The organism is Paludibaculum fermentans (assembly GCF_015277775.1).
Lineage (GTDB): Bacteria > Acidobacteriota > Terriglobia > Bryobacterales > Bryobacteraceae > Paludibaculum > Paludibaculum fermentans.
The window spans coordinates 7,127,019-7,151,544 of record NZ_CP063849.1 but is presented as its reverse complement, the minus strand read 5'-3'; the positions used below and the strand labels follow the sequence as shown (position 1 = coordinate 7,151,544).

Annotated in this window: 21 protein-coding genes; 11 read left to right on the top strand and 10 right to left on the bottom strand. The window is 61.7% G+C overall.

Translation table 11 applies throughout. The annotated features are described in order from the left end of the window. Window positions 1–87 precede the first annotated feature (87 nt). The 6 genes from IRI77_RS28325 to IRI77_RS28300 form a co-directional block, all read right to left on the bottom strand. The gene (locus tag IRI77_RS28325; protein WP_194448334.1) at window positions 88–1,005 is read right to left on the bottom strand and encodes an NAD-dependent epimerase/dehydratase family protein; all 918 of its coding nucleotides are present in this window, start codon (window positions 1,003–1,005) and stop codon (window positions 88–90) included. A 66-nt stretch (window positions 1,006–1,071) separates the two neighbouring features. After that, complete coding sequence (locus IRI77_RS28320) at window positions 1,072–2,016, bottom strand: PhzF family phenazine biosynthesis protein (protein WP_194448333.1); 945 nt, start codon at window positions 2,014–2,016, stop codon at window positions 1,072–1,074. A 54-nt stretch (window positions 2,017–2,070) separates the two neighbouring features. After that, entirely contained in the window at window positions 2,071–5,262 is a 3,192-nt protein-coding gene (locus IRI77_RS28315) for a hypothetical protein (RefSeq protein WP_194448332.1), read from the bottom strand. Window positions 5,263–5,348: 86 nt separating this feature from the next. Then, a complete protein-coding gene (locus tag IRI77_RS28310) occupies window positions 5,349–6,632 on the bottom strand; it encodes a Gfo/Idh/MocA family protein (protein WP_194448331.1) in 1,284 nt (427 codons plus the stop codon). Window positions 6,633–6,676: 44 nt separating this feature from the next. Then, a complete protein-coding gene (locus tag IRI77_RS28305) occupies window positions 6,677–7,576 on the bottom strand; it encodes a dihydrodipicolinate synthase family protein (RefSeq protein WP_194448330.1) in 900 nt (299 codons plus the stop codon). Beyond that, window positions 7,576–9,048 (bottom strand): hypothetical protein, encoded by a 1,473-nt coding sequence (locus IRI77_RS28300; protein WP_194448329.1) that lies wholly within the window; start codon window positions 9,046–9,048, stop codon window positions 7,576–7,578. The genes IRI77_RS28305 and IRI77_RS28300 overlap by 1 nt, the downstream gene beginning before the upstream one ends. Window positions 9,049–9,140: 92 nt before the next feature. Here IRI77_RS28300 and IRI77_RS28295 point away from each other — a divergent pair, with 92 nt between their 5' ends. Both IRI77_RS28295 and infC read left to right on the top strand, forming a co-directional pair. Beyond that, window positions 9,141–10,571, top strand: a complete 1,431-nt coding sequence (locus IRI77_RS28295) for a sulfatase (protein ID WP_194448328.1) — start codon at window positions 9,141–9,143, stop codon at window positions 10,569–10,571. Between the two features lie 255 nt (window positions 10,572–10,826). After that, window positions 10,827–11,444: a translation initiation factor IF-3 gene (gene infC / locus IRI77_RS28290; protein ID WP_194448327.1), complete on the top strand. Its 618-nt coding sequence runs from the start codon at window positions 10,827–10,829 to the stop codon at window positions 11,442–11,444. Window positions 11,445–11,478: 34 nt separating this feature from the next. On the opposite strand, the gene IRI77_RS28285 is transcribed toward infC, so the two are convergent. Beyond that, the gene (locus IRI77_RS28285; protein WP_194448326.1) at window positions 11,479–12,009 is read right to left on the bottom strand and encodes an HNH endonuclease; all 531 of its coding nucleotides are present in this window, start codon (window positions 12,007–12,009) and stop codon (window positions 11,479–11,481) included. Then, on the bottom strand, window positions 12,010–12,600 hold the full coding sequence (locus tag IRI77_RS28280) for a ComF family protein (RefSeq protein WP_194448325.1): 591 nt from the start codon (window positions 12,598–12,600) through the stop codon (window positions 12,010–12,012). It abuts the gene before it with no gap. A gap of 219 nt (window positions 12,601–12,819) precedes the next feature. Between IRI77_RS28280 and IRI77_RS28275 the strand changes: the two genes are divergently transcribed. After that, the gene (locus IRI77_RS28275) at window positions 12,820–14,706 is read left to right on the top strand and encodes an ABC-F family ATP-binding cassette domain-containing protein (protein ID WP_228486359.1); all 1,887 of its coding nucleotides are present in this window, start codon (window positions 12,820–12,822) and stop codon (window positions 14,704–14,706) included. An 11-nt stretch (window positions 14,707–14,717) separates the two neighbouring features. Here the strand turns inward: IRI77_RS28275 and IRI77_RS28270 are convergent, their stop codons facing one another. After that, window positions 14,718–15,359 (bottom strand): YceH family protein, encoded by a 642-nt coding sequence (locus IRI77_RS28270; RefSeq protein ID WP_194448324.1) that lies wholly within the window; start codon window positions 15,357–15,359, stop codon window positions 14,718–14,720. A gap of 54 nt (window positions 15,360–15,413) precedes the next feature. Between IRI77_RS28270 and IRI77_RS28265 the strand changes: the two genes are divergently transcribed. Continuing rightward, on the top strand, window positions 15,414–16,064 hold the full coding sequence (locus IRI77_RS28265; RefSeq protein ID WP_194448323.1) for a DUF2490 domain-containing protein: 651 nt from the start codon (window positions 15,414–15,416) through the stop codon (window positions 16,062–16,064). Here IRI77_RS28265 and IRI77_RS28260 read toward each other — a convergent pair. Beyond that, window positions 16,061–16,882, bottom strand: coding sequence for an endonuclease/exonuclease/phosphatase family protein (locus IRI77_RS28260; RefSeq protein WP_194448322.1), 822 nt, complete (start codon window positions 16,880–16,882; stop codon window positions 16,061–16,063). The genes IRI77_RS28265 and IRI77_RS28260 overlap by 4 nt on opposite strands. Between IRI77_RS28260 and IRI77_RS28255 the strand changes: the two genes are divergently transcribed. From IRI77_RS28255 to IRI77_RS28225, 7 genes are all read left to right on the top strand, one after another. Next, window positions 16,881–18,194 (top strand): AGE family epimerase/isomerase, encoded by a 1,314-nt coding sequence (locus IRI77_RS28255; protein ID WP_194448321.1) that lies wholly within the window; start codon window positions 16,881–16,883, stop codon window positions 18,192–18,194. The genes IRI77_RS28260 and IRI77_RS28255 overlap by 2 nt on opposite strands. Then, the gene (locus tag IRI77_RS28250) at window positions 18,191–18,841 is read left to right on the top strand and encodes a 3-keto-disaccharide hydrolase (RefSeq protein WP_194448320.1); all 651 of its coding nucleotides are present in this window, start codon (window positions 18,191–18,193) and stop codon (window positions 18,839–18,841) included. The genes IRI77_RS28255 and IRI77_RS28250 overlap by 4 nt, the downstream gene beginning before the upstream one ends. A 175-nt stretch (window positions 18,842–19,016) precedes the next feature. After that, window positions 19,017–19,868 (top strand): hypothetical protein, encoded by an 852-nt coding sequence (locus IRI77_RS28245; RefSeq protein ID WP_194448319.1) that lies wholly within the window; start codon window positions 19,017–19,019, stop codon window positions 19,866–19,868. Between the two features lie 80 nt (window positions 19,869–19,948). Further along, a complete protein-coding gene (locus tag IRI77_RS28240; protein ID WP_194448318.1) occupies window positions 19,949–21,637 on the top strand; it encodes a hypothetical protein in 1,689 nt (562 codons plus the stop codon). A gap of 15 nt (window positions 21,638–21,652) precedes the next feature. Then, a complete protein-coding gene (locus IRI77_RS28235; RefSeq protein ID WP_194448317.1) occupies window positions 21,653–22,426 on the top strand; it encodes an ABC transporter ATP-binding protein in 774 nt (257 codons plus the stop codon). Between the two features lie 112 nt (window positions 22,427–22,538). Further along, on the top strand, window positions 22,539–23,279 hold the full coding sequence (locus IRI77_RS28230) for a sugar phosphate isomerase/epimerase family protein (protein WP_228486358.1): 741 nt from the start codon (window positions 22,539–22,541) through the stop codon (window positions 23,277–23,279). Window positions 23,280–23,388: 109 nt separating this feature from the next. Further along, window positions 23,389–24,504: a DUF2911 domain-containing protein gene (locus IRI77_RS28225; protein ID WP_194448315.1), complete on the top strand. Its 1,116-nt coding sequence runs from the start codon at window positions 23,389–23,391 to the stop codon at window positions 24,502–24,504. Window positions 24,505–24,526: the final 22 nt, after the last annotated feature.

The following is a 24,526-nucleotide window of genomic DNA, read 5'->3' as shown; positions in this document are numbered from 1 at the left end:
GGAGAAGGAAACGACGCATTGTCAAGAAGTTGCGTAGCTCGAGGAGGGGCCGGGCGCGCTCGCGAGATGTTCCCGGCGACGGGCCGACTAGGGCTCGGTAGTCTCGAGCCACTCGGTCTGGCGAGGCTGGAACTGGAGAACTTGCCGAGCCTTCGCATTGGAGGCGCCCCTGAGCTTGTTTCCGTAGTAGACCGCATCCTCGCCGGCAAGCGTGCGGGCAAAATCCTCGGTGACCCGGGCAGGCGGTGGCGCACCCACCCATTTCGCGAAGCAAGGCAGCCAGACGTAGGAGGGCGCGGGGCTGTCATCGACGATGTTGTACACGCCCGGCGGCGCCGAGATCGCAGCGATGGTCGCCAAGGCCGCATCCTCCACATGAATAAACGACCAGACGGCCTCGCCTTCTCCTACGATCGGAAACTGCCCCAGGCGCATCATCTCGGCGGTCCCGCCGTCCGGGGAATACCACGTGTTAGGCCCATACAGGAACCCATAGCGGAGGATGACGTTTTCCGTCCACGTCGATTCGAGAGCGCGAGCTTCCAGATCCGTGTAGAGCTGTGCGCAGAAGGCAACTCCGGGACTAGCATCGACGGCCATGGGCACGGACTCGTCCGCCAGCCCGTCGCCAGCGCTGAGGAACATCGCGCCAGACTGTTGGATGTAGCGCCGAATTCCGCTGGCCTGGGCCGCGCGGCGCAGATTGCCACCGCCTTCAATCCGGAGTCGGCGGTCCCTTGGCAAGGCAGCAGCCAAGTTCATCGGCGTGGCAGGCAGCGCCGTCAGTTCATCGATTACGATCTCTGCCCGGGAGGCGCGTAAGGCTGCTTCCAAACCCGGCCCATCGAACGCGTTCACCAGGGCAGGAGTGGCGCCCAGCGCATGCATCTTCTGCGCACCGGACTCGGTTTGGATCATCCCCGTAACGGTATGCCCCTGGCGCACCAGGTGCGCCACCAGTGGTTGCCCGATAGCGCCACTGGCACCTGCAACGAAGATCTTCATCGCTACCTCCCCCAACTCGAGTCTTACCCCTTGAGCACGTCGAACTTCGGGTCAGCCTGGCGCGCTTCAGAGGGTGAGATGCCCCTGCATCACGCGCACACAATAGCCCCCCACCCTCACCTCGTGAATCCGGTCGCCCGACTTCACCGCGCTGACGTGCAGTTCGCCGGGCCGCTTCATCTCAATCCCCTGTTCGAAGCGGACGCGCTGTCCGGATTCGACCAAGCCGTGCCTGACGAGCCAGGCAATGGCGCAGCCCGCGGCGGAGCCAGTGGCCGGATCCTCCTGGGCGGCGCTCGGCTTGCGCGCATGCAGGAATACGCCCGGCGTCTCCACTTCCCGCGTCATCACGTAGAAGCCTCGCTGAGTGTCCCCAGATGCGAAGTACGCGCGGGCCTCACTCCAGTTCACCTTCAGCCGCCGGATGGCATCCAGGGACCGTAGCATCACGATCAGATTCGGCCGGCCGGTGGAGACATTCTGAATCGGCAGACTGGTGTCCAGATCTTCGACCCACAGGCCCAACAACGGCGCGATGCGGGCCGGTTCATGCGACTCGGCAAACACCGGGTCGGCCTGCAACATATCGCCGAAAACCAGGCCGCTGGGCTGCTTGGTGAAGGAGACGGGCACCGGCCCGACTCCAAGATCGAGCTTGACCAGATCACCGACGCGCTCCCGCAATAGGCAGGCCGTGCCGAGGGCGGGATGTCCTCCGAACGGGATCTCCTGCTCTCGCGTGAAGATGCGGACTTTCACGCCCTGGTTCGCTTCCGTGGCTTTATCTCGGGGCAGGACGAAAGTGGTCTCGGAGAGATTCATCTCGCGGGCAATGCGTTGCATGTCGGCATCGGTCAGGCCGCTGGCGTCGGGGAATACGGCAAGTTGGTTGCCGGTGAGGGGTTGCGTGGTGAAGACGTCCCACCATTCAAAAGCAAACGTGCGTACAGGGGCGTTGGCTGACATGGAAGTGAGGGCCGAGAGAGCGTGAAACTCGCGTCGGGAGAGCATGAGGAATTCCTCTATTCTGCCATCCCGCGGCCCGGGTGCGAATGGAACCTTGGCTTACTTCACATACACCGCGATCGCGTTGGGGTAGATCCCATTTGGACTGCTGCCGAAAGGCTGATACTTTAAGGGCGAGCCCGCGGGAATGGCCGGATAGGCCGAGACACTCAATGGGACCTTCTGCAATGTGCCGGGCGAAGTGCGCTCCGGCACCGTGAGCAGGACCTGGAAAATGGATGTGAGAAAGCCCGGCAGGGATTTCGCGACGACGGCTTGGCGGGGAGTCCAACTGCTGTACAGCGGGCTTGCCGGAACAGTGGCCTCATTCGCCGCGATAGCGCCCGGGACAAATGTCCCGGCTGCTTGCCCGACTCCGGTGACCATGGCGAGAATCATGGAGCCTGGTTTTGCAGGATGCTCCGCATCGTTGACCGAGCCATCATCATTGAACACCAGCCCATCGACGGGATTGGAGGCCGATGGCGGCGCAACGTAAGTCAGCGGCGCAATGGCCGGAGTGCCTAACGGCAGCAGCGGCAGGATCACTGAATTCGAAACCGCGCCATGGAAGGAGACCTTGACCTCAGTGAATTCATTCGGGAGCGGAGGATTGATCTGCGAGGTGCGGAGACCGATCGCGGTGACGAATCCGGCTCCAGTTCGCAGTATCGGCGCGGGCACGCCGTCAAAGGTCACGCGCACACCCATCAACTCAGTGGGCAGAGGCTCTGCCGGGTTGAGCCCGAGGTCGTACGCTTCCGCATCCAGTCCGGCCACTTCGAACGTATAGATTCCGCCGTGGGTAATCCCGGAGCTATCCCCACTGAATGCGTTCACCACTCGGTTGAGCTGCAGGGCAGGAGCCGCAACGGCGGGCAACATCATGACACCTAGGTTCCCATCGAGCGACGCGCTGACGTAGGTCGCGCCTTCCGGTCCAGGGGCCACCACCGGCCGTACATCCTGCCCATCGGCATCCAGGTAAGTGGAAGACTGCAGCGTGCTGCCGTTCGCGCTGATCCGCGCAACCAGGCTGCCGTAAATCTGCGAGAACTGCGCGGAAGTGGAGGGCGCCGCAAGCAATGGCAGCCGCAACGGGAAGCCCGGTCCGGTGTTGACGCTGATGGTCGCCACGCCGAGAGAGTCCACTGCGAACGAACCGAGCCGGGTGTCGCATCGACCGCCCAGAATCGCCGAATACACAGGCTCCGTGCCATCGGCGGGGAACTTCATCAGGTACACCTGCTGCGCCGGCTCATCGGAGGCGATCTGATACCAGGACCAGCATTCTCGCGAGGAAACCGGATAACTGACGGCACCAGGGGTGGTGCGGAAGTCCGCGCGCGACGTGGTGCCGGCCAGGTACACGTTCCCCTCGGCATCCGTCGCGAGGGCGCGGGGACCCAGGTCCAGCTTCTGGTCTTGCGTAATCTGCTCGCCCAGAGTTCTGTATGAAGCGATCCTGGAGCCCGCGGAGTCGAGCTCGAGCAAGTATCCGGCCTCAACGGAATGGGGCCACTGGAGGCCCGACACCTGGCCGTTGCCGGCAATCAGCACTGCGCCGCCCGCCTTGGCGAGGACCGCCGTCGGGTTGGAGAAGAAGAGTCGCGATGCCTCGACTTCGGGGTTGCTCAGATAGGTGCTGTAGACCAATTCGTCCCCGGGATCCAGCCTAAGAGCGAAGCCGGCGGACGAATCGTTGGGCAAGGTATCCAAAGCATTGAGAGTGACGGGGAAATCGCTCGAGGCCGTTCCGCCAACGATATAGGTGTCGCCCTGCGCGCCGATGTCCCATCCGGACGGCCGATCGTTCCCTTGCCCACCGAGCGTTACTCCTGAGAAGAGGTGCCCCTCATTCGAGAACCGCACCACGAAGAGATCCGAGCCTCCGCGTGAGCCGATGTGGGTCTTTGTGGTGGGGAAATCGTCCGACTCGGTGGTACCGAGCAGAATGAGATTGCCATGCGCGTCCAGTTTCAGGCCAAGGACGGACTCAGCCATGGCTCCACTCAGCATATTGAGCCAAAGCAGTTTCCCATGGCTGCCAATCTTGGCCAGGAAGGCATCACCGCTGAACGATTTGGCGCCATAGAGCGTGCAGTTCGGCCCGGTGGCCAGGCTGGTGAAGTTCAGATTCCGATCCGCGCCCCATGTGGTCCCCAAGTCGGAACTCCTGGAGAAACTGCTTGGCCCGCTCTGAACAATCAGTTCTCCGCCCGCTCCGCATTTATGGCTCGGCAGGGCAAAAGCTCCGTCGAACGACTCCCGGAGAGAGATCCAGGTGGATGCGCCGTCCTCACTGCGAAACAGGCCGCGCCCCGTCAGGGCATACCAGGTATCAGGACGTTCCGGGTCGGGCGACAGGGTGCGGATGGCGCCCATCGCCGCAGGCTGTGAGCTCCTCTGGCTCCAGGAAACGCCCCCATCTTTCGTGAGCCAGACGTCGGACGCGGGACCGGCGGACGTTGCCACATACATCCAGCCTGGATGAAATGCGTCAAAACTAGCCGCGACAAGGAAGACATTTCCATTCCCGGGCAAAGCGATCCGCGCAAAGGTGGAACCCCAATCCGAGGACAGGAACAGCCCATCGCTGCCGTGGAAAACGAGCAGGCGGCCGGAGCCCGAGGCGTCAGCGGCCAGGCGCCCGCAGTTCTGTACCGGACAAGCGCCCTCTGTCCAGGTCTTTCCATTGTCCACGCTGAGCAGCAAGCTTCCGGACGGCGAGGTGGCGGCGAGCCGCAGGTGATTGGCGGGATCGATTGCCGGTTGAACAAAGTACGAACTGTCGGACCAGAACGCGGATTCGTACACAGTCGTCCAGGTTGCACCCGAGTCAGCGCTGCGGTAGATCGACTGGCTGCCACCCGCGAAAAGGACCATCGGATCAGCCGGATCCGGCAGCACGAACTGGGCATCGGCCGGAGCAGCCCCAAACTTCCGCCAAGTCTCACCCAAGTCCAGGGACCGCAGCAGGGAGGATTCGGAAAGCCCGCGCGGCAGGCCGTTGTTCGCAGCGAATGCCGGCGACCGGCTCACCCCGGCGACATAGAGATTCCCGGATGGGTCCCCGGCCAAGGCAAGAATCGTGGCGGCGCCCGTGCCGCCGAACCGCGCTATCAGGTAGTCGTTCAGCACACCGCCAGGACCGGAGCGGTACGGTTGATCCGCGAAGGCAGGCGCGGAACTGGAGGCCGCAATCGCAGCCAAGCCAATCAGGACGGGCAGTAAGCGGTATGAATGGCGCATGGCATTCCCTGCTGGAATTGTATGCGAACCGTGCGCCTATAATCAGATTTTTATATCTTAATAAAACAAACCGGACGGCAGCGAGCCTACAGCTTCCAGGGCGCCCGCATCACACGCCCCAGCATTGCGGTCGCGTCCGCGTCTGCCACAATCTCCATCCTCGCGGCATCCCATTTGAGTTTGCGGCCGGTAAACATGGCAATATTGCCAAGCCAACCCGGTGTGGCCGAGCGCAGCGCCACTTCAGCCGGCGTCAGCGTCTTCTTGCGCGATTTCACGGAATTGATGAATTCCTGGTAGTGGCCAGGGGACACGGGATATGGGATGGTCGCCACTGCTTTGGACTCCAGCAGGCCCGGATCCGACGCCTCGATCTTGCCGCGGTCGACCCAGACCCACCCTTTATCGCCGATCCATTTAGTACCGCTGCGGACCTCGTCGTAGCCGCCGGCGATGGTCATTGTGACATTCTGGGGATATTTGCAGACCACTTTGTAGCGGGTCGCGGTATTCCAGATCGCGTCTTTCGCTGGAAACTCACCCACGCCCTCGACTTCGCTCGGACCGGTCTCGTCCCAACCCATCCCCCAGTGCGCGATGTCCACATGGTGACCCACCCAATCCATCAACTGCCCGCCGCCCGTGGCGTAGTTCCAGCGCCAGTTCTTATGAATCCGGGCTTCGACGTATGGCATGTCCGGGGCCGGCCCCAGCCAGCGGTCGTACCAGAGCCACGCCGGCGGCTCAGTCACGCTGGTCCTGTCTTTGGTTTTGGCGAAATCGACGTGTCCGTCGGGTAGACCGACCTCCACCGTGTGAATCTTGCCCACCGCTCCATTGCGCACCAACTCGCAGCCCTTGCGGAAGTTCTCCTTCGACCGCTGCCAACTGCCCGTCTGCCAGATTCGATTCGCCTGCTGGGCCGCTTCCACCATGCGCCGGCCTTCATTGAAGTTGTGAGCCAGCGGCTTCTCGCAGTAGATATCCTTGCCGGCGCGCGCCGCGCTAAAGGCCACCAACCCGTGCCAGTGGTCCGGCACAGCGATGCTCACCGCATCGATATCGCGGCGCCCCATGATCTCCTCGAACGAGCGGTAGGCGGCGCAGCCCTGGTCGCCATAATGCGTGTCGATGACCGCCTTGTTCTCGGTGAGATGGTGTCCGTCCAGGTCGGCAAGAGCGACATACTGCAGGCCGGAGCATTTCAGGAACTCCTCCACGTGGCCGCTGCCCATCCAGCCGACGCCGACCGTTGCAAGAGTCACCCGGTCGCTGGGCGGGACAGCATTGTTGAGCCCCAAAGCGGAAGCCTTCACGATAGTGGGGAAGCCGATCGCGGCAGCCTGCAATAATCTACGTCGGGAAGTCATGGCGATGATCGGATCTTAGCGTAGGCAGGCTGTCCACGGGCGAACTAGAGCAGCCCGAGTTCGATCAGGGCTTGGCGCACACCGGCACGTTGTTCATCCTCCAACGGAGCGAACGGCTCAGTGAGCGCGCCAGAGCAGACCCCGGTGAGTTCCAACGCGCACTTCATGCCCCGTAAGTAGCCGGCAGGCTCATAGATCTTCTCGCTCAGCCTCTGAATAGTCGCCTGCAGTGCCTGCGCCTCGCCAACCCGCCCCTCCCGGGCAGCCCTGCAGGTATCTACATATAGTTTGGGATATAGATTCGCACCACCGGAGACACCGCCGTCTGCTCCCGCCAGCACAGCCTGGTCGAGCATCTCTTCGGGCCCCATCAGCACCGCGAAGTCCTTGCGGTCCCGGTAGTCCTCCAACAGTCCGGCGAAGTAAGGCCAGTCGCCGGAACTGTCCTTGATCCCGAGGCAATTCGGATGATGGCTGAGCACTCGCGCCGTCGCTCGCTCGAACGTGTTCCGGGTGTGGCTGGGGATGTTGTAGAGAAAGAAGGGCAGCGGCAGCGAGTCGATCAGGCGCAGGCAGTAGCGCAGCAGTTCTTCCTGTGAGAGCGGGTAGTAGTAAGGCGGAGCAAACACCACCGCGGTTCCGCCGCACCCGGCGGCGTACCGAGAGAGATCCAACGCCTCAGTCAGGCAGCAGTCGGTGATCCCGGTGAGTACCGGTTTCCGGCCGCCGATGATCTGCGTCGCGCGTTGGATAAACTCGCGTTGCAGCCGGTGGCTCAAGTTCGGAGCCTCACCGGTTGTGCCTAGAAGAAAGAAGCCGTCGACACCGCCGGCAATACCGCGCTCGATCAGTCGTTCCAGTCCGCCAATATCAAGGCGTTCCGGTTCCAGAAGCGGGGTGACAAGGGGGGGAATAATCCCTGAGAAGGAGTTGTTGTCTGACATCAGCGCTGTTGATTGTTGCTCCGGGGACCGAACCGAAACTGCGCACCCGGTGCGGGGCCATCATATAACGAAAGCGTGTGCCAGGAGAGGAGTCCGGTCACTATAACCGAAGCGACCGCCCAAATCGCGAACCGCGGGCATCGCGGCAACGCCGTCTGGTCCTGATGCTCCCGCGGGTAGACCAGCACGAGGAGCGTAGCCGCGCACGCATTCAAATGAATCATACCTTCGGTGATCAGCCGCTCCGGAGCGAAAGGCAGTACGCGCGAGAGGTTGCCCAGGACGATCCACCACAGCAAAACCGCGAAGAGAAGCTGGCTGCGGCCCAGATTGCTCGCCGGCAGGATGGCCAAGGGGTGGTGGAGGTGCGCGCGCAGCAGCAAAAGGATCACACCCGCGAGCGCCAGGTAAGCCAGTGAGAACCAGGTGTAAGCATCCAACCCGTAGAAGTGAGCGGGCACGGTTCCCGCCTTCAGCCACACCGAATTCAGGTTCTTGGAGATGTTCACCCACGTCATGACAACGAGAAGAAAGGCCGCATAGGCTGTGGATTGCCCGCGCAGTTCCCCCACCTCAGTGGCAAGCGGTGGATTCTGCGCCGCCAGGCGGTAGGCCGCCAGAGCCACGCCTAGCCCGGCAATGAACCCGTAAGACTGCTCCGTCACGCTGTGCCAATTGGTCACGATGCCCGTGGACACACCGCACAACTTAAGCCACTGCCCGACCACGAAACCGACCCCGGATGAGAAACCGGTGATGAGTGCCGCCTGCAGCACGGTGTGCATCCCATTCCGGCGGAAGAACCACATCAGCGCCACGCAGAGCCCAAGGCTGCCAGCCCAGTTGTCGCCGCGCGGAGGGGTCATTCGGAGACCGAGCAAAACAGGAAACAGCAGGAAACCGCCCCACCATCCTAATCCCATGTGAAGAATGAGCGATGCGCCAAACGACGGCCCTTTCCACAGCCGATACGCCAGGACGGCGGCCAGCCCGAGACTCACCCCCAGCCAATCGCTGTCGTACCAGTTGGGCTCCCAGCCCAACCACTCCGTGAGCTGCCCAAGGACGATCCAAGAGGCGGAGATCGCGAGAACCGGCCCGAAGAAACTCTTCAGCCTGGCCGTGTCCAGCGTGGCCGGCAGGGCTAGTCCCGCTCCGCCAGGGACACCCCAAAGAAAGCCGATCACGAAGATCATCGCGTAGCCGTAGAAGACGTCTGGAGCTGAATCCGAGTGCGTGAAGGCCAGCACCTTCATGTACGACATCGAGCCCCCAAACGACCAGCCAAGGGCCGCAAAGAAGGCGCAATGCAGGAACCGCTTCAGCCAATCCGCGCGGCCGACGAAGATCACTGCCGCCAAGGCGGAGAGAGCGCCGGGAATCATGGCGCCGGCTTCGTGTCCCCATTGGCCCCGCACGCCCCAGCCGATGGAATGCGCCAGGGCGACGGCCAGAACTGCCTGCCAAGTCATTCGGGGCATCCGATCCATTTACGCACGGTTGGGCAGGGTTAGCCTAGCTTACGGAAGAGAGTTCGCGCTTAGAATGAGTAAACACTTGCACCATGAAGCGCTCTTTCTGCGAGACGAACCGGCGCGGCTTCCTATCCACACTGGCGGCGATGCCCGCGGTGACTGCACAGTCGGCGCCTGCGGGGCGGATGAATGTCCTGTTTGTCCTGGCCGACGACCTCGGCTGGTCTGACCTCGCGTGCTACGGCTCGAACTATCACGAAACACCGAACCTGGACGAGTTCGCCCGAACGGCGGTCCGCTTCACCAACGCCTACGCCTCGGCTCCGGTTTGCTCGCCCACCAGGGCGGCCTTGCTGACTGGCAAGTCCCCGGCCCGGCTAGGGATGACGACCTGGCACGAGGCATCCATGGATCCGCCGAAGGATCGGCCGATGCTGCCGGCGCGCTCGGAAGGCAATCTCCCTTTATCCGAGATCTCCCTGGCGAGACTGTACCGCCAGGCTGGCTACTACGCCGCGCATGTCGGCAAATGGCACCTGGGGACCGCTGGATACTATCCAGAAGCGCACGGATTTGCTCTGAACATCGGGGGCACCTTCTGGGGCGCACCGCAGACCTATTTTCACCCGTTCAGCGGCGACCGCCATTACGGGGGAGAATTCCGGTATGTGCCGGGGCTGCCGCACTCAAGACCAGGCGACTACCTGCCGGATCTGCTCACCAATGCAGCTCTGGATGTCATTGACCGCAAAGGCGGTCAGCCGTTCTTCCTGAATTACTGGTGCCATTCGGTTCACACGCCCATCGAGGCGCCGGCGGAGCTGATTGATAAGTTCCGGCGCAAGCTGGAGCCGCGTCACACGCACAGGAACCCGGCCTACGCCGCGATGCTGGCGCGGTATGACTACAACGTGGGAAGACTGCTCGACCGGCTGAAGAGCACCGGCCTCGACCGCAATACGATCGTCATTTTCACATCAGACAACGGCGGCTACACCGAGAAATTCGATGGGGTGCCGGTGACCAACAACCTGCCGCTGCGTTCCGGCAAAGGGTCGCTTTATGAGGGCGGGTTACGCGTGCCGCTGATGATCAGGGTGCCGGATGTGACACCGGCGGGTACCGTTTGCCATGCTCCGGTGATCACGACCGACTTCTACCCCACGCTGCAGGATCTGAATGGACTTCCGCCGGGCACCCAAACGCTGGACGGGGTCTCGATCGCCGGCCTCCTGAGGAACCCGGATAGTGCCGTGGCCGATCGGGACCTTTGTTTCCACTTTCCGCACTACTATACGACGACAACACCTGTTTCGGCGATCCGTTCCGGTTCGTGGAAGCTGCTGGAGTACCTGGACAGCGGCCGGCTGGAGCTGTTCGATCTGCGCGAAGACCCCGGAGAATCCATAGACTTGGCCGCAAAGCTACCGGACGTGGTGCGTTCCCTTCAGTCGCGGCTCGCCGCCTGGAGGAAGGCCTCCGGAGCGCGAATGCCGCGCGTAAATCCTGACTTTAAGTAGAAGATTCAGGGAACAGAGCCCTGATCTTCAGCAGAAGTTAATCTTGACGGTCTCCCTAAACGCTCCAGGTGCTTCCATCCACTTGACTTTCTGGTGTATAGTTGGCTGGAGAGGGTCAATTACTGACGGTTCCTTTCGCTATCGAGTTTGAACAGACCGGGGCGCTGGTGGGAAAGTATTCCTCCGGTATGCCCTTTTTCTGTTTTAGGAGCATCGAAGTCTACCTCATGAACATCTCTCAGAAGCACCTCCCGCATGTATCCTTCTAGGTTTCCCCGCCCCCGAATCAAAGTAAGAGAAAACGTCAACGAGGCCATCCGGGCGCGAGAAGTGCGCGCCGTCTTTCCGGACGGCTCAGTAGAGGTGATGCCTACCCAGGCGGCTATCCGCCGGGCACAGGAGCTAGGGCTCGACCTCATTCTGATTGCGCCGACGGCGGAGCCGCCGGTGGCCAAGGCCATGGATTATGGCCAGTGGCAGTACGAGGTCAAGAAGAAGCAGCACGAGGCGAAGAAGAAGCAGCACGTGATTCAGGTGAAGGAACTGAAGTTCCGTCCCAACACGGACGATCACGACTACACCTTCAAAATGAACCACGCCATGCGGTTTCTCGCCGAGGGTAACCGGGTGAAAGCCGTGGTTCAGTTCCGCGGCCGAGAGATTGCGCACGTGGACCTGGGCAAGAAGCTTCTGCTGCGGTTTGCCGGTGATCTGGCGGAACACGGCGCGGTGGAAGGCTCCCCCAAACTGGAAGGGCGCAACGCGCACGTCATCATAAGCCCCTTGAAGAAGGACGCTGTCAAGGAAAAGCCCAAGGCACCGCCAAAGCCCCCGCCGCCGCCACCGGCATCGCCGGACTCAGGCCGGGCCTAGAACTCGGGGGCGGTCGGCGACCGCCCCTATCCTCTTAATAAAACAGGTACTTCTTCCACTGCTCGTCACTCTTCGCCAGCAGGCGCATGAGGTGGCGTCCAGTGTGCAGGTTGAAGGGTCGCGGCTGGTGCAGCAGGCGCATACCCGCCTCTTCGGGAGTCCGGTTGCCTTTTTTGTTATTGCAGGAATGGCAGCAGGCGACCAAGTTTTCCCAGGTGGTTTCCCCGCTCCGTGAGCGTGGAATGACGTGATCGAGCGTCAGATCGGCGCTATTGAAAACTTTGTGGCAGTACTGGCAGGTGTAGCGGTCGCGCATCATAATGTTCTTGCGGGAAAGTGCCCGTGTTTGATGCGGGATTCGACGGTACTCCAACAGACGGATAACGCTGGGCATCGGGACGGCCGCCCGCTGGGCATGAAACGTGCCCGGCGTGTGTTCTTCGGTCAAGGCAACGCCTTTCAAGACGAGCACGAGGGCACGGCGCGCGGCACAGATGTTAATGGGCTCGTAGCTGGCATTCAGCACGAGCACCGGCCTGTGCAGGCGGTCGGGTGTCGTGATCATTCAGTCACTCCTCTCCATTCCATCAGCGATTCTTACCACTTGAAATCCGCTCAACCGGTCGGTCCTGGCCAACGTGAGAACGCTGACGCGCGCGGCGCCCGCCCGTTTCAGGGCAGTGGCGGCGGCATTGGCCGTGGCTCCGGTCGTGAAAACATCGTCGATCAGTAAAAGGCGTTGCCCGGTGGGGCGGCTGCCCTTGGGTACAAAAAAAGCGCCGGCAACGTTGGCCCGGCGCTGTTTTCCGCTCAATCCCGCCTGCGCGCGCGCGTTTCGTTTGCGGCGCAGGCAGGCTGCCACAGGCAACCCGGTTCTGCGTGCTACCTCCCCGGCCAGTAACCGGCTCTGATTGAATCCTCTGGAGAGAAGTTTGCGCCAATGGATGGGCATCGGCACAATGGAGTCAAAGATCTGGTCTCTCGGCAGTGCACGCGTCAGCAGGCGGCCCAGTGGCCGCGCCAGCGCCCGCATTCGGTGGTATTTGAACAAATGAATCAGGTCGCGCAGTTCACCGTCGTAGTCGCCAAAGGCGTAGGCGGCGTCGTACCGGGTCAAACCCGCGGCGCACAGACCGCAGACTCCATCACTGTTCAAGGGCCGGGCGTTCAGAAACGGCGTCCGGCATTGAGAACAGAAGTGCTCAGGGAGAAGAGCGGAGGGTGCTTCGAGACACTTGGCACAGACTGGAATCCGGCTTAATTCAGTCAGTTCAGCGCCGCAAATTCGGCAGTCGTCCGGGAAGAGGAGCGCAAGAAGTGGGGTCCCGGCTCTCCGAAGCCAGGTTGCGGAAAAGAGCGATGAGGGTTTCGCGAAGTGGAAACTCGGGAAGACCCACCTCCGCCCATATTATACCCCAGCAATCGGATGGCCGGGACGATGACATCCACAAGCCTGTGGTTCACTGGAAAGAGACGCATGGCGCTGCTGCTCAACTGCCAATCCATCGCCCGCCAATTTGGGGCCACCACTCTCTTCGAAAACGTGTCGCTGACGATCAGCGACGGCGAACGCCATGGCATGATCGGCCCGAATGGCGCCGGAAAGTCCACGCTCCTCAAGGTCTTGGCCGGACTGGACCAAGCCGACCGCGGAGAAGTCGCGCTTCGCAAGGGTGTGCGGATGACCTACGTCCCGCAGGATCCTGTTTTTGAGCCAAAGAAAACAGTCCGCGAGATTCTTGACGAGGCGGCATTTGAACCCACGCTCGTTCCCGTAGCGCTCGGACAAGCGGGTTTCACCGACCCGACGGTGCGTGCCGGAGAACTCTCCGGAGGCTGGCGCAAGCGCCTGGCGATCGCGGTGGCGCTGGTCGACCGCCCGGATCTGATGCTGCTGGACGAACCCACAAACCACCTGGACATCGAGGGGATTGCGTGGCTGGAGCGGATGCTGGCGGCCGCCCCGTTCGGCTGCGTCGTGGTGAGCCACGACCGCTACTTCCTGGAAAATGTGGCCACGAACATGATGGAGTTGAACCGTGTTTATCCGGACGGATTGTTCCGGGTAGCCGGCAACTACAGCACGTTCCTGGAGAAGCGGGAACAGTACTTTGAAGCGCAGTCCAAACACCGCGAGGCGCTGGAGATCCGAGTCAAACGCGAAGTGGAGTGGCTGCGGCGTGGAGCGAAGGCACGCACCCGCAAGTCGAAGGCGCGCATCGGTACCGCCAACGAGATGATTGCGGCCCTGGACGATATCGAGACCAGAACCCGCACGGCGAAGGCGCAGATTGACTTCACCGCCAGCGACCGGAAGACCAAGAAACTGATCGAAGTCACGGGGCTCGAGTACGGAATCGGCGGACGCACCCTGATGCGGAATCTCGATTTCGTGTTGGCGCCGGGCCGCAGCCTTGGCCTGGCCGGCCCGAACGGAAGCGGCAAAACCACGCTTTTGCGCCTGCTGCTAGACCAACTGAAGCCGACGGCGGGTGAGATCCGACGGGCCGACAATCTGCGGGTCGTTTACTTTGAGCAGAACCGGCAGCAAATTGATCCGGCACTGACGCTGCGGCGAGCGTTGGCACCGGAAGGCGACTCAGTGGTGTTTAACGGCCGTACGATCCATGTGAACGGTTGGGCAAAGCAGTTTCTCTTCAAAGAGGAACAACTGGTGCAGCCGGTAGGGAGTCTATCCGGTGGAGAGCGGGCGCGGGTCCATATCGCCCGCCTGATGCTGGAGCAGGCCGACGTCCTGTTGCTGGACGAACCCACGAACGACCTGGACATTCCGACCCTCGAAGTATTGGAAGACAGCCTGGCGGAGTTCCCAGGCGCGCTGGTGCTGGTCACGCACGACCGGTATTTGATGGACCGGGTGACCAACGCGGTCCTTGGCCTGGACGGCGACGGGGGCGCGCGGATCTATGCCGACCTGTCCCAGTGGGAAGCGGGCTTGAAAGAAGCCAGGCAGGCCAAGGCGGCTTTGGCGAAGTCGCAATCCGCTCCGGCTGGCAAATCTGCTGAAGCCGCACCGAAGAAGCGCCTTTCCTATCTCGACCAACGCGAGTGGGAAGGCATGGAGGAGAAGATCCTGCAGGCGGAAGCGACGCTAGAACAGGCACATACCGAGGTGCACGACGCGTCGATTGAAGGCGAGGCACGGCGACTGGAGGCCGCCTATGCGGCCATGCAGGCAGCACAGACGGAAGTGGATCGGCTTTACGCCCGATGGGCGGAGCTTGAAGCCAAACTCTCCTAGACGGTACAGGATCAGCCGAACTGGGCTTTGAACTGCTCGAACTCCTCGCGCAGGGACTTCAGTGCGGCCTCCAGGTACTCCACACGCTCCTGGAGAGGAGAGCCATGCGTCTGCACGGAAACGTACTCCACCAATTGCGTGGCCGCCAGGACCGGTTCGCCGGATAGCAGGTGGGCCCAGCGCGCCTCCTTCATGCCCGGGACGCGCTCTAACTGGCGGACCACCGGCTCAGGATCGCGGGCGGCCAGTTTCTCCAGGGTGTGCGTGAGGGCGTCGAGATCCTCGAACGCGTGCATCCGATCCGTCCGCTGGCGCAGCTCACCGGGCGTCTGCGGACCGCGCAGCAGCAGGACGGTGAGCACTGAGAGCTCGCCGCGAGTGAAGTTGAAGCGCTCATTGAGCCGGTGCCGGAACTTCTCCACGCGGCTTCCAGTCTCGGAGACGAAAGTCGCCAGTCCACGATCCCGCAAGGAGCAAAGTCCTTCCCGGACAGTCACTTCGTCGTAGCTAACGACCGGTTCGCGGTTCGATTTCTGATTGCAGGCGTTGGTCAAGGCATTGAGCGACAACGGATAGTATTCCGGTGTGGCCATGTCTTTTTCAGCGAGGCACCCGAGTACACGGGCTTCTACGAGGTCCAAATCGAAAGACACCTAAAAGCATGCCACACCGCGCCGCGAGCGTGCTGTAATGAAAAATCAACTGAAATGAAACAGTGGCTGTTGGCCGGCGCCATGCTGGCAGCGCTGGCTCAGTCCCCTGCCTATGCGGACGATGTCGAGTCGCTACACATTCTCAACCTGAATTTCGAGTGGCGACGCGGCCTGACGCTGCAGATGCACACGCGCCTCAGGACATTTGAGAACATAGGCGCCTACAACCAGTTCCGCGGCGGGCCCGTGTTGTTGTGGCAGGCCAACCCGAGGCTACTGGTCATTACCGGCTACTACTTTACGAACCAGAACCGGCGGGTGGTCCACACCAACTACGACATCCACAGAGCATTCGGGGGGCTGCAATACCGGGTATTGCGCGGCGAAACATGGTCAGTCGATGCGCGCGGCGCCCTGGAGAGCTTTCACTCAGACCAGTTCCAGGACTACCGCCGGTGGCGCACGCGGACCCTGCTGACTAAGAAACTCCGCCTGGGCGAGCCCTACGCCAGCGGCGAGGCGCTGCATGAGCGAGGCGTGTGGTACGGGCGCTACACGGCGGGCGTCCTGTGGAAAGTGAACGCCCGCCTGAAGATCGGTACGGGCTATGAGTTCCGGCAGGCAATGACCGGCCCTCCTTCGCACGTCGTTGCAACGCTGTTCGAATGGCAGGCTCGCCGGGCCAGAACCCCGCACGAGAACTAAGGCAACTCAAAGACCGCCAGGACCGGGAAGTGGTCAGAGGGGTACAGCGCACTGTTGTGCGTGGTGATGATTTCGGCCGAGGTCACTTTCCAAGGCGCACGGTAGAGAATCCAGTCGATACGGTCGGCTCGCGGCGTGCCCCGAAAACCGTGAAACGTCCCTTCTTCGCGGGCCGGATGCAATTCCTTCCAGGCGTCCTTCATCAGCGGGCTCAGAATCGCATAGGCGCCGCCGGCAGCCGGCGCATTGAAGTCGCCCGTGAGGACGATGGGCAGGTCGTCCTCGTAGAGTCCGATGCGGCCTGCCAGCAACCTGGCGCACTTCACCCTGGCCGCTTCGTCGACGTCCCGGTGAGGGAAGTGGGTGTTGAGAAATAAAAACTTGGCGCCGCCATTACGCGCCTCAAACAGGGCCCAGGTGACCATGCGCGGCAGGCTCATCTGCCAGGAACTGCTGCCGGCCCGTTCCGGGGTTGTGGAGAGCCAGAAATCGCCCGAGTCGACCACGCGCAGGCGATCCTTGCGATAGAAGACACCCATGTGTTCGTCCTCGTGGTTGCCGCGGCGGCTGACGCCGAACCAGGCATAACCTGGCAGCTTCTCCACGATGTACTGGCCCTGTTCGTAGAACAACTCCTGCGTGCCCATCACGTCGGGCGCGTTAGCCTTCACGGTTTCGACAAAGAGGTCGCGCCGGGCGGACCAGACATTGGCGCCGTCGCCGGGATTCGGATAGCGGACATTGAAGGTCATGACGCGGAGCGTTTCCGCGGGCAGCAGGGAGGAGAGGAAGACAGCCAGTAGAAGGACTTTCGACATGCCCTTACGTTATACAATCGCACGCATGAATGTAGTGGGCTGTCTTCTCGCGATGTGTGCTGTTCTGGGGCCGGTGGCCGCCCAAAGCCTGACTCCGGCAGCGGTGGCCGCACCGATGGAGAAGGCGCTGCGCGAGAACATCCTGGGCTTCTGGTATCCCCAGTCCCTGGACCGCAAGCACGGAGGCTACACTATCAACCACGGTCCGGAGGGGAAGCCGAAGGGCGATGCGCCAAAGATGATCGTGACGCAGTCGCGCATGGTCTGGCTGTTCGCGCGCGCCGCCCGGGCGGGTTATGGCGACCGAAAGCAGATGCTGGCGGCGGCCGAGCATGGCTACCAGTTCCTGACGACAAAGATGTGGGATGCGAAGAACGGCGGCTTCTATTGGGAAGTCGACGTGACGGGCGAGAAGAAGTTGCGCCCGAAGAAGCACATGTACGGCGAGTCGTTTGCGCTGTACGCCATCAGCGAGTATGCGCAGGCGTCCGGGCGCAAGGACGTTCTCGCCTTTGCCACAAAGGTTTTCGACCTGTTCGAGAAGAAGGCGCACGACGCAAAGTACGGCGGCTACCGGGAGACCTTTGAAGAAGACTGGACTCCGTCGCCCTTAGGCGAGCAGGGTTACATGGGCGTGGACAGCAGTGTGAAGCTGATGAACACACACCTGCACCTGATGGAGGCGATGACGACGTTCTACCGGGCGTCCCAGTTACCCCTGGCGCGAGAGCGGCTGTTGGAATTAATGATGATCGAGAGCAACGCCGTGGTGCGCAAGGATGTGGGCTCGTGCAGCGACCAGTACAAGCTGGATTGGACGCCGATCCGCGAAGGCGGCGGAGCGCGCGCCAGCTATGGGCACGACCTGGAAAACATCTGGCTACTGGTGGACGCAGCCGAGACGGCTCGTGTCCCGGTGGCGCCGATGATGGACCTGTTCCGTAGCAATTTCGCCTATTCGCTCAAATATGGCTGGGATGAGAAGGACGGCGGGTTCTGGGACTGGGGGCCATTCCTGCAGCCTGCCACGGCGCGCAGCAAGACGTGGTGGGTGGAAGCGGAAGCGTTAGTCAGCGCGCTGACAATGTTCAAATTGACCAACGACCCTCTGTATTGGGGTATCTTCGAGAAGACATGGGTTTTCACCAACCGCCACCAGATCGACTGGGTGCATGGAGAATGGTGGCCATCGGTGAGTGAACGGCTCGAGTCCTCGGGCGACAAGGCCAATACCTGGAAGGCCGGTTACCACAACGGCCGGGCAATGATTGAATGCATCCAACTACTCAAAGGACTTCAGGAACAAAAATGACCACCAGACGCGCACTCCTCGCTGCTCTAGCGGCAGCGCCTGTCGCGCTCGCACAGGAAGAAACCGGCTTTACGCCGCTGTTTAACGGTAAGAACCTGGATGGCTGGACTCTCGTGCATGGCCGCGGTCCGGGCTATGTGGTGACGGACGGGGTGATCGAATGCCCAAAGGAAGGCGGCGGGAACCTCTTCACCGAGAAAGAGTACTCCGACTTCATCCTGAGGCTGGAATGGCGTGTGTGGGAAGGCAGCAACAACGGCGTGGGCATCCGAGCACCGCTCGAGGGTGACGCCGCTTACGTTGGCATGGAGATTCAGATCCTCGATGAAGAATCAGCCATGTACCACGGCAAGGAGCCCATCAAACCGGAGCAGTACACCGGCTCGGTCTACGGCGTGTTCGCCGCCAAGCACGGATTTGTGAAGCGAAACGGTGTGTGGAATACCGAAGAGATCATGGCCAAGGGGACGAAGATCAAGGTCACGCTCAACGGCACCGTCATCACAGATGTGGACCTGGCTACTGTGAAAGACCCCGAGGTCCTGAAGAAGCACCCCGGACTGCTGCGCAAGAGCGGGCACGTCGGATTCCTGGGCCATGGCTCAAAGGTGGAGTTCCGGAACATCCGGATCAAGACGCTGGCCTAGCCAACGGAGAGACGGTTCCACGACTCGCCGACCAAGAGTACGCGGAGCACCGGCCAGCCGTCGCCGGTGCACCGCTATCTTGCGTCGGGGATTCCCAAACGGGTGAAACCGTGATAGGACAAGGATGGCTATGTCGCGTCGAGCTGAAGTAGAAAGCCGCGCGGGGAAACCAAGAGTGCTGCCCCGGGCACCGCAGGAGTTGACCAATCAAACGCTTGTAAGGCTCGGCGAGGGCATCGGCAAAGTGGTGTATGCGTCCCAGCAGTGGGTTGTCAAACGTGAGCGCACACCATCTGAGATCCTGGCGTTGATTGTTGTCTGGAAACTCGTTCGCAGCCTGGAACGCCACACGCCAGGCGATTTCGCACGACGGCTGCTGGAGCATCCCTCGCGCCAGATCCGCCTGCTGCGATACATTGTCCACGCCCTGGTGCTGGTGGTGCCAAGCGGTGTGTGGTTCACATCCCACGCTGGTGAGATGTGGCGAATCTATCGAAAGCGGGACCGGCGCGGCGAGGGTTTGGCCCGGCAGCGCCTGGCCGGGACCGAGTTGATGCCGGAAGTGGTGACCTTCCCGCCGGCCAAAGTCCGTGTAGGTGGCTGGCCGGGCTGGCTTACGATTTCCGAAGCAACGGAACGAGTGGAGTCCACGCTCTACCAGCGGCTGAATGAACTGGCGGCAGCCGGGCGATATGAGGAGATGGAACGGTGGCTGGCCCGCCTGCTGGAGACGCGCCGCCAAGGCTGGCAGCACGGTGTGTTCTCGATCGACTCACATCTCAAGAATTACGGCGTGACCGGCGACCGCATCGTCCTGCTGGATACAGGCGGTCTCACCAATCACTGGCATGAGATCGAGAGCCGCCTGAGTTATGAGGACGAAGTGGAGCAGCCGCATCTGCAACTCGGCCTGGGCCACGTTCTGCACGACCGGCCGGATGTTGCGGGCCGCCTGAACCGGCGCTGGAAATCCGCCGTCAATCGCAACGAAGTGCTCCGCAACTGGCCGACCGACATCCCTGCCTGAGCGCGATCCCGCCCTGACCAAGCCGTATTCCTGAAGATTTGGGCCGGGAACAACCGGAGTCAACCGGCGTCTATACCAGCGTGCAGAAGTTGCTCCAATCCGAGGCGGGCAAGCGGATGGCGGACGACGGAGCGAAAACGGCCAACACTCACGCTGTCCTGGTGGCGCATTTCTTCGGGCGCTTTTTCGACAAGGAAGCCCTCTCGCCTCAGGGGGATCCCATGGCGAGCCTGGCTCAACTGCTGGGAATTCTTGCGGCGCCCAGTGCCTTTTTCGTGTTGCTCTTCCGGCCGTTCGGGATGACGGGTTGGTCGCTCGTCACATTGCGGCACATGTTTGTCTCGCTGTCGATGCTCGTGATGGGGTTCATCCTCGTCTTCGAGTGGGACGCCCTGTTCCCGGACCGCCGCGATTACCAGATCCTGACTCCTCTGCCGCTGAAGCGGCTCCAGATGTTCACGGCCAAGCTGATGGCCATCGCCCTGCTCATGAGCATTTTCCTGGTGGACGTGAATCTGTTCGGCACCCTGTTCTGGCCCGGCATCGAGAGCCGAGGCGGGCTTGTCGACAACTGGGCCAGGCACATCTTCGTAGTTGGCTCGGCTGGACTATTCATGGCCCTGACCGTGGCCGTAATGCGGGGCGCGCTCGTCGTCCTGTTCAGCGGCTGGCTGTTGCGGCGGCTCTCGGTACTCCTGCAAACGCTGCTGATGGGCCTGTTCGTCCTGCTGCTGGTGGTGACGCCGTTCATCGGGATGAGCACCCGGATGCTGGTGACGTCGCGGCATTGGATTCTTTATTGCCTGCCCAGCGTGTGGTTCACGGGCCTCTACGAATGGTTGAGCCCAGCCACCAGGAATCAGGCGTTTCGCGAGATGGGGCCGGGCGCCCTGCAGGCCCTTGGCGTCGTCCTGCTGCTGTTTGCGGTCACCTACCTGCCTGCTTACCGGCTGCAGGTAAGGCGCGTGGTGGAGGCCCCGGAGCCTAGCCCCAGCGGTCCAGGATTCGTGCGGAGGACTCTCGATGGTCTCCTGAACCGGTTCGTCCTGACCGGAGCCGTGGAGAGGGCCGTATTCCATTTCATCAGCGAGACCATTGCGCGCAGCCCGAAGCACAGGCTGTTCCTCGCCATGTATGGCGGCCTGGGTGCGGCACTCGCCTTCTTTCACTTCACGGTGGGCCGGAACGGCAAGCTGCAACTGCCGCTCGTGCTCTCTTTCATCCTGGTCTCGGGACTGCGGGCCGCGTTCAACTTCCCGTCGGAGCTCACCGCCAACTGGCTGTTCCAGATGACGGACGCGCAGATCGCAAAGCCCTGCCTGCGGGCCACCCGCAAGTGGATCGTGCTCTGCGCGATCGTGCCCATGTTCGCCGCCTTCGCTGTGATGGAGTTCCGCTACTTCCCGTGGCGCCAGGCGGTTTACCATCTGGCGTACGGCCTGACGCTCTCTGTCGTGATCCTGGAACTACTGTTCCTCAGCTACCGCAAGGTGCCGTTCACCTGCTCGTTCTATCCGGGGAAAGTGAACCTGGTCGGCCTGCTGGTGATCTATGTCCTCGGCTTCACCACCTACAGCGAATGGATGGCGCGGCTGGAGGTCTGGATGTACGGCTCAGTGCCGGCTACCCTGATCTTCTACGGGACGGTGGCGACGGTCCTCATCCTGCTGGGGATCTGGCGGCAGACCCTGCTGAAAGAGACCACGAACGTCAACTATGAAGACATCGATGAGGGCTCGATTCACACCCTTGGCTTGGTCATTCGCTAGCGCGGGAGGGTCGTCATGCTGGAACTGGCCGGACTCACGAAGTACTACCGCAACAATGCCGTTGTTGATGATGTGAGCTTCCAGGTGCTGCCGGGCGAGGTCACCGGATACCTGGGGCCTAACGGCTCAGGCAAGTCGACAACGGTCAAGATGATCACGGGACTGCTGGCGCCCAGTGCAGGCAAAGTCCTGCTGGACGGCCGCGACATCAGCACGGACTGGACCGGATTCAAACGACGCCTGGGGTATGTGCCGGAAGAGGCGATCCTGTACTCTTACCTGACAGGGCTCGAATACCTCCGCCTCATCGGCCGTCTGCGCGGGTTACGGGAACGAGAGGTCGAGCAGCGCGCCAACGACCTGCTGGAGCTGTTCTCCTTGCACGCCTTCCGGCACGGCGCGATCTCCACCTACTCCAAGGGCATGCGCCAAAGGATCCTGATTTCCGCGGCGCTGATGCACAACCCTGACCTCCTCATCCTGGATGAACCGCTTTCGGGTATGGACGTGACCTCGGCGCAGTTGTTCAAGCATCTGCTGGACGAACTGGCGCGCCAGGGGAAGATGATCCTCTACATCTCTCACGTGTTGGAAGTGGTGGAGCGCGTCTGCGAGCGGGTTGTCATCATCTACAAGGGCCGCATCATGGCCAACGACTCTGTCGAACGCCTGAGGGACCTCATGCATCTGTCTTCGCTGGAGCAGATCTTCTCGGAACTGGTGGAGCAGAGGGATTTGCAGGCCGTGGCCCGCGACATCGCAACAGTGATCCAGCCTGGGCGAGTGTGATATCTTGCCCACGATGCTACGTTCAACGCTTTCTCGTCGTTCCTTCCTGGCAACGGCAGCGGCCGCCACCGTTGTTTCGGCTAAAGGCAAGAAGATCCCAGTAGGTTTGGAGTTGTTCTCCGTTCGCGACATGCTGGCAAAGGACATGATGGACACGGTCCGTCAGGTCGGCAAGCTTGGCTATCAGGGGGTCGAGTTTTTCTCCCCCTACTTCTCCTGGACCACGGCCCAGGCCAAGGACGTCCGCAAGTTGCTCGACGACCTGAATATCAAGGCGTTCTCCACGCATAACAGCGCAAGTTCATTCGCACCGGAGAATGTAGACAAAGCCATCGAGCTGAATACGATCATCGGCAGCAAGTTTATTGTGATGGCGAGTTCCGGAAAAGTGGAAGGGCTGGACGGCTGGAAGAAGGTCGCAGCCGCGCTTTCCCAAGGCCATGAGAAGTTCATGAAGGCCGGTATCCGCGGGGGTTACCACAACCACCAGACGGAGTTTAAGCCGTTGGAGGGAACGCGGCCCATCGAGATTCTGGCGAAGGAGACGCCCAAAACGTTGATGCTGCAGTTGGACATCGGCACCTGTATCGAAGCCGGCTCCGATCCAGTCCTGTGGATCAATCAGAATCCGGGCCGTATCAACTGCATCCACTGCAAGGACTGGTCTCCGGACAAGGAACTCGGCTACAAGGTGCTGTTTGGCGAAGGCGTGGCGCCCTGGAAGAAGATTTTCGAGGCCGCTGAAAAGAAGGGCGGCATCGAGTACTACCTGGTGGAGCAGGAAGGCAGCCGCTTCTCTTCCATCGAGACAGCGCAGCGTTGTCTGGAATCGTTCCAGAAGCTGCACGGCTAGAAGTCGTCCACATGCGTGAGGGGGCACGCTCCCGCCCCCTTCCCTGCCCGCTGCAAACTCTTCCTCCCCGCCAGATACCCTTCCCTTGCCTTCGCGTCTGACGACACTGATGCGAATGCTCAGATTCTCTCTCCCACTTGCTCTGGCCGCGGCTGCCTGGGCCCAATATCCGGGCCTGACACTGCCCCCGAGCGGTAACAATCAGAAAGCAGCGGTCATCCAGTTTATCGGCCCGGTGAAGGTCAGTATCGAGTACTCCAGCCCCGCCGTGCATGGCCCGGATGGCAAAGACCGGCGTGGACAGATCTGGGGCAAACTGGTTCCCTACGGCATGACCAACCTGGGGTTTGGTAGCGGCAATCCCGGGCCGTGGCGCGCCGGCGCCAACGAGAACACGGTCTTCACGGTATCGAACGATGTGATGATCGAGGGCAAGCTGCTGACTGCCGGGCGCTACGGGCTGCACATGCTGGCGGGCCCGGAAGAGTGGACCCTCATTCTGTCCAAGAATTCCGATGCCTGGGGCAGTTTCTTTTACGAAGAGGGCAAGGACGCTTTGCGAGTCAGCGTGAAACCCCAGAAGCATGACTATCGCGAATGGCTCACCTATGAGTTCACGGGCCGCAAGCCCGCGCAAGCCACGGCGGAACTCCAGTGGGAAGATCTGTCCGTCGGTTGGACGATTCAAGTGCCGAATGCGAACGACATCTACATCTCTCACCTGGAGAAGGAACTCACCACCACTCCGGGTTTCAGCCACGAGGGCTATATTTCCGCCGTCCAGTTCTGCCTGGCCGAGAACACCCACCTGGAACAGGCATTGAAGTGGGCCGATGCCGCGATCAACATGCGCTATGTGGGGCAAGCGAATTTCCTAACACTCAGCACCAAGGCCCAGGTTCTGTCGAAGCTGAACCGGGAAGCCGAGGCCAAGGAGATCATGTTGACAGCGCTGAACCATCCCACCGCCACACCCCTGCTGATCCACCAGTATGGCCGGCAGTTGCTGAACGACAAGAAGAACCAGGAGGCGCTGGAAGTGTTCCAGCTGAACGCGAAGCGGAACGGCGACGTCTGGCCGGTGAATGTCGGTCTGGCTCGCGCCTACGCCGCGGTCGGCGACAAGCCGAAGGCGCTGGAGCACGCGAAGAAGGCTCTTGCCCAGGCGCCCGATGAGGTAAACCGGAAGAGTCTAGAGAGTATGGTGGAGTCACTCTCGCACTGAGGTGCCGTGCCGCCGGGCGCGC

Coding starts and splice junctions, on each gene's coding strand:
- IRI77_RS28325 (WP_194448334.1), bottom strand. CDS start 1,005: ATGAAGATCTTCGTTGCAGGTGCCAGTGGCGCTATCGGGCAACCACTG.
- IRI77_RS28320 (WP_194448333.1), bottom strand. CDS start 2,016: ATGCTCTCCCGACGCGAGTTTCACGCTCTCTCGGCCCTCACTTCCATG.
- IRI77_RS28315 (WP_194448332.1), bottom strand. CDS start 5,262: ATGCGCCATTCATACCGCTTACTGCCCGTCCTGATTGGCTTGGCTGCG.
- IRI77_RS28310 (WP_194448331.1), bottom strand. CDS start 6,632: ATGACTTCCCGACGTAGATTATTGCAGGCTGCCGCGATCGGCTTCCCC.
- IRI77_RS28305 (WP_194448330.1), bottom strand. CDS start 7,576: ATGTCAGACAACAACTCCTTCTCAGGGATTATTCCCCCCCTTGTCACC.
- IRI77_RS28300 (WP_194448329.1), bottom strand. CDS start 9,048: ATGACTTGGCAGGCAGTTCTGGCCGTCGCCCTGGCGCATTCCATCGGC.
- IRI77_RS28295 (WP_194448328.1), top strand. CDS start 9,141: ATGAAGCGCTCTTTCTGCGAGACGAACCGGCGCGGCTTCCTATCCACA.
- infC (WP_194448327.1), top strand. CDS start 10,827: ATGTATCCTTCTAGGTTTCCCCGCCCCCGAATCAAAGTAAGAGAAAAC.
- IRI77_RS28285 (WP_194448326.1), bottom strand. CDS start 12,009: ATGATCACGACACCCGACCGCCTGCACAGGCCGGTGCTCGTGCTGAAT.
- IRI77_RS28265 (WP_194448323.1), top strand. CDS start 15,414: ATGAAACAGTGGCTGTTGGCCGGCGCCATGCTGGCAGCGCTGGCTCAG.
- IRI77_RS28255 (WP_194448321.1), top strand. CDS start 16,881: ATGCCCTTACGTTATACAATCGCACGCATGAATGTAGTGGGCTGTCTT.
- IRI77_RS28260 (WP_194448322.1), bottom strand. CDS start 16,882: ATGTCGAAAGTCCTTCTACTGGCTGTCTTCCTCTCCTCCCTGCTGCCC.
- IRI77_RS28250 (WP_194448320.1), top strand. CDS start 18,191: ATGACCACCAGACGCGCACTCCTCGCTGCTCTAGCGGCAGCGCCTGTC.
- IRI77_RS28235 (WP_194448317.1), top strand. CDS start 21,653: ATGCTGGAACTGGCCGGACTCACGAAGTACTACCGCAACAATGCCGTT.
- IRI77_RS28225 (WP_194448315.1), top strand. CDS start 23,389: ATGCGAATGCTCAGATTCTCTCTCCCACTTGCTCTGGCCGCGGCTGCC.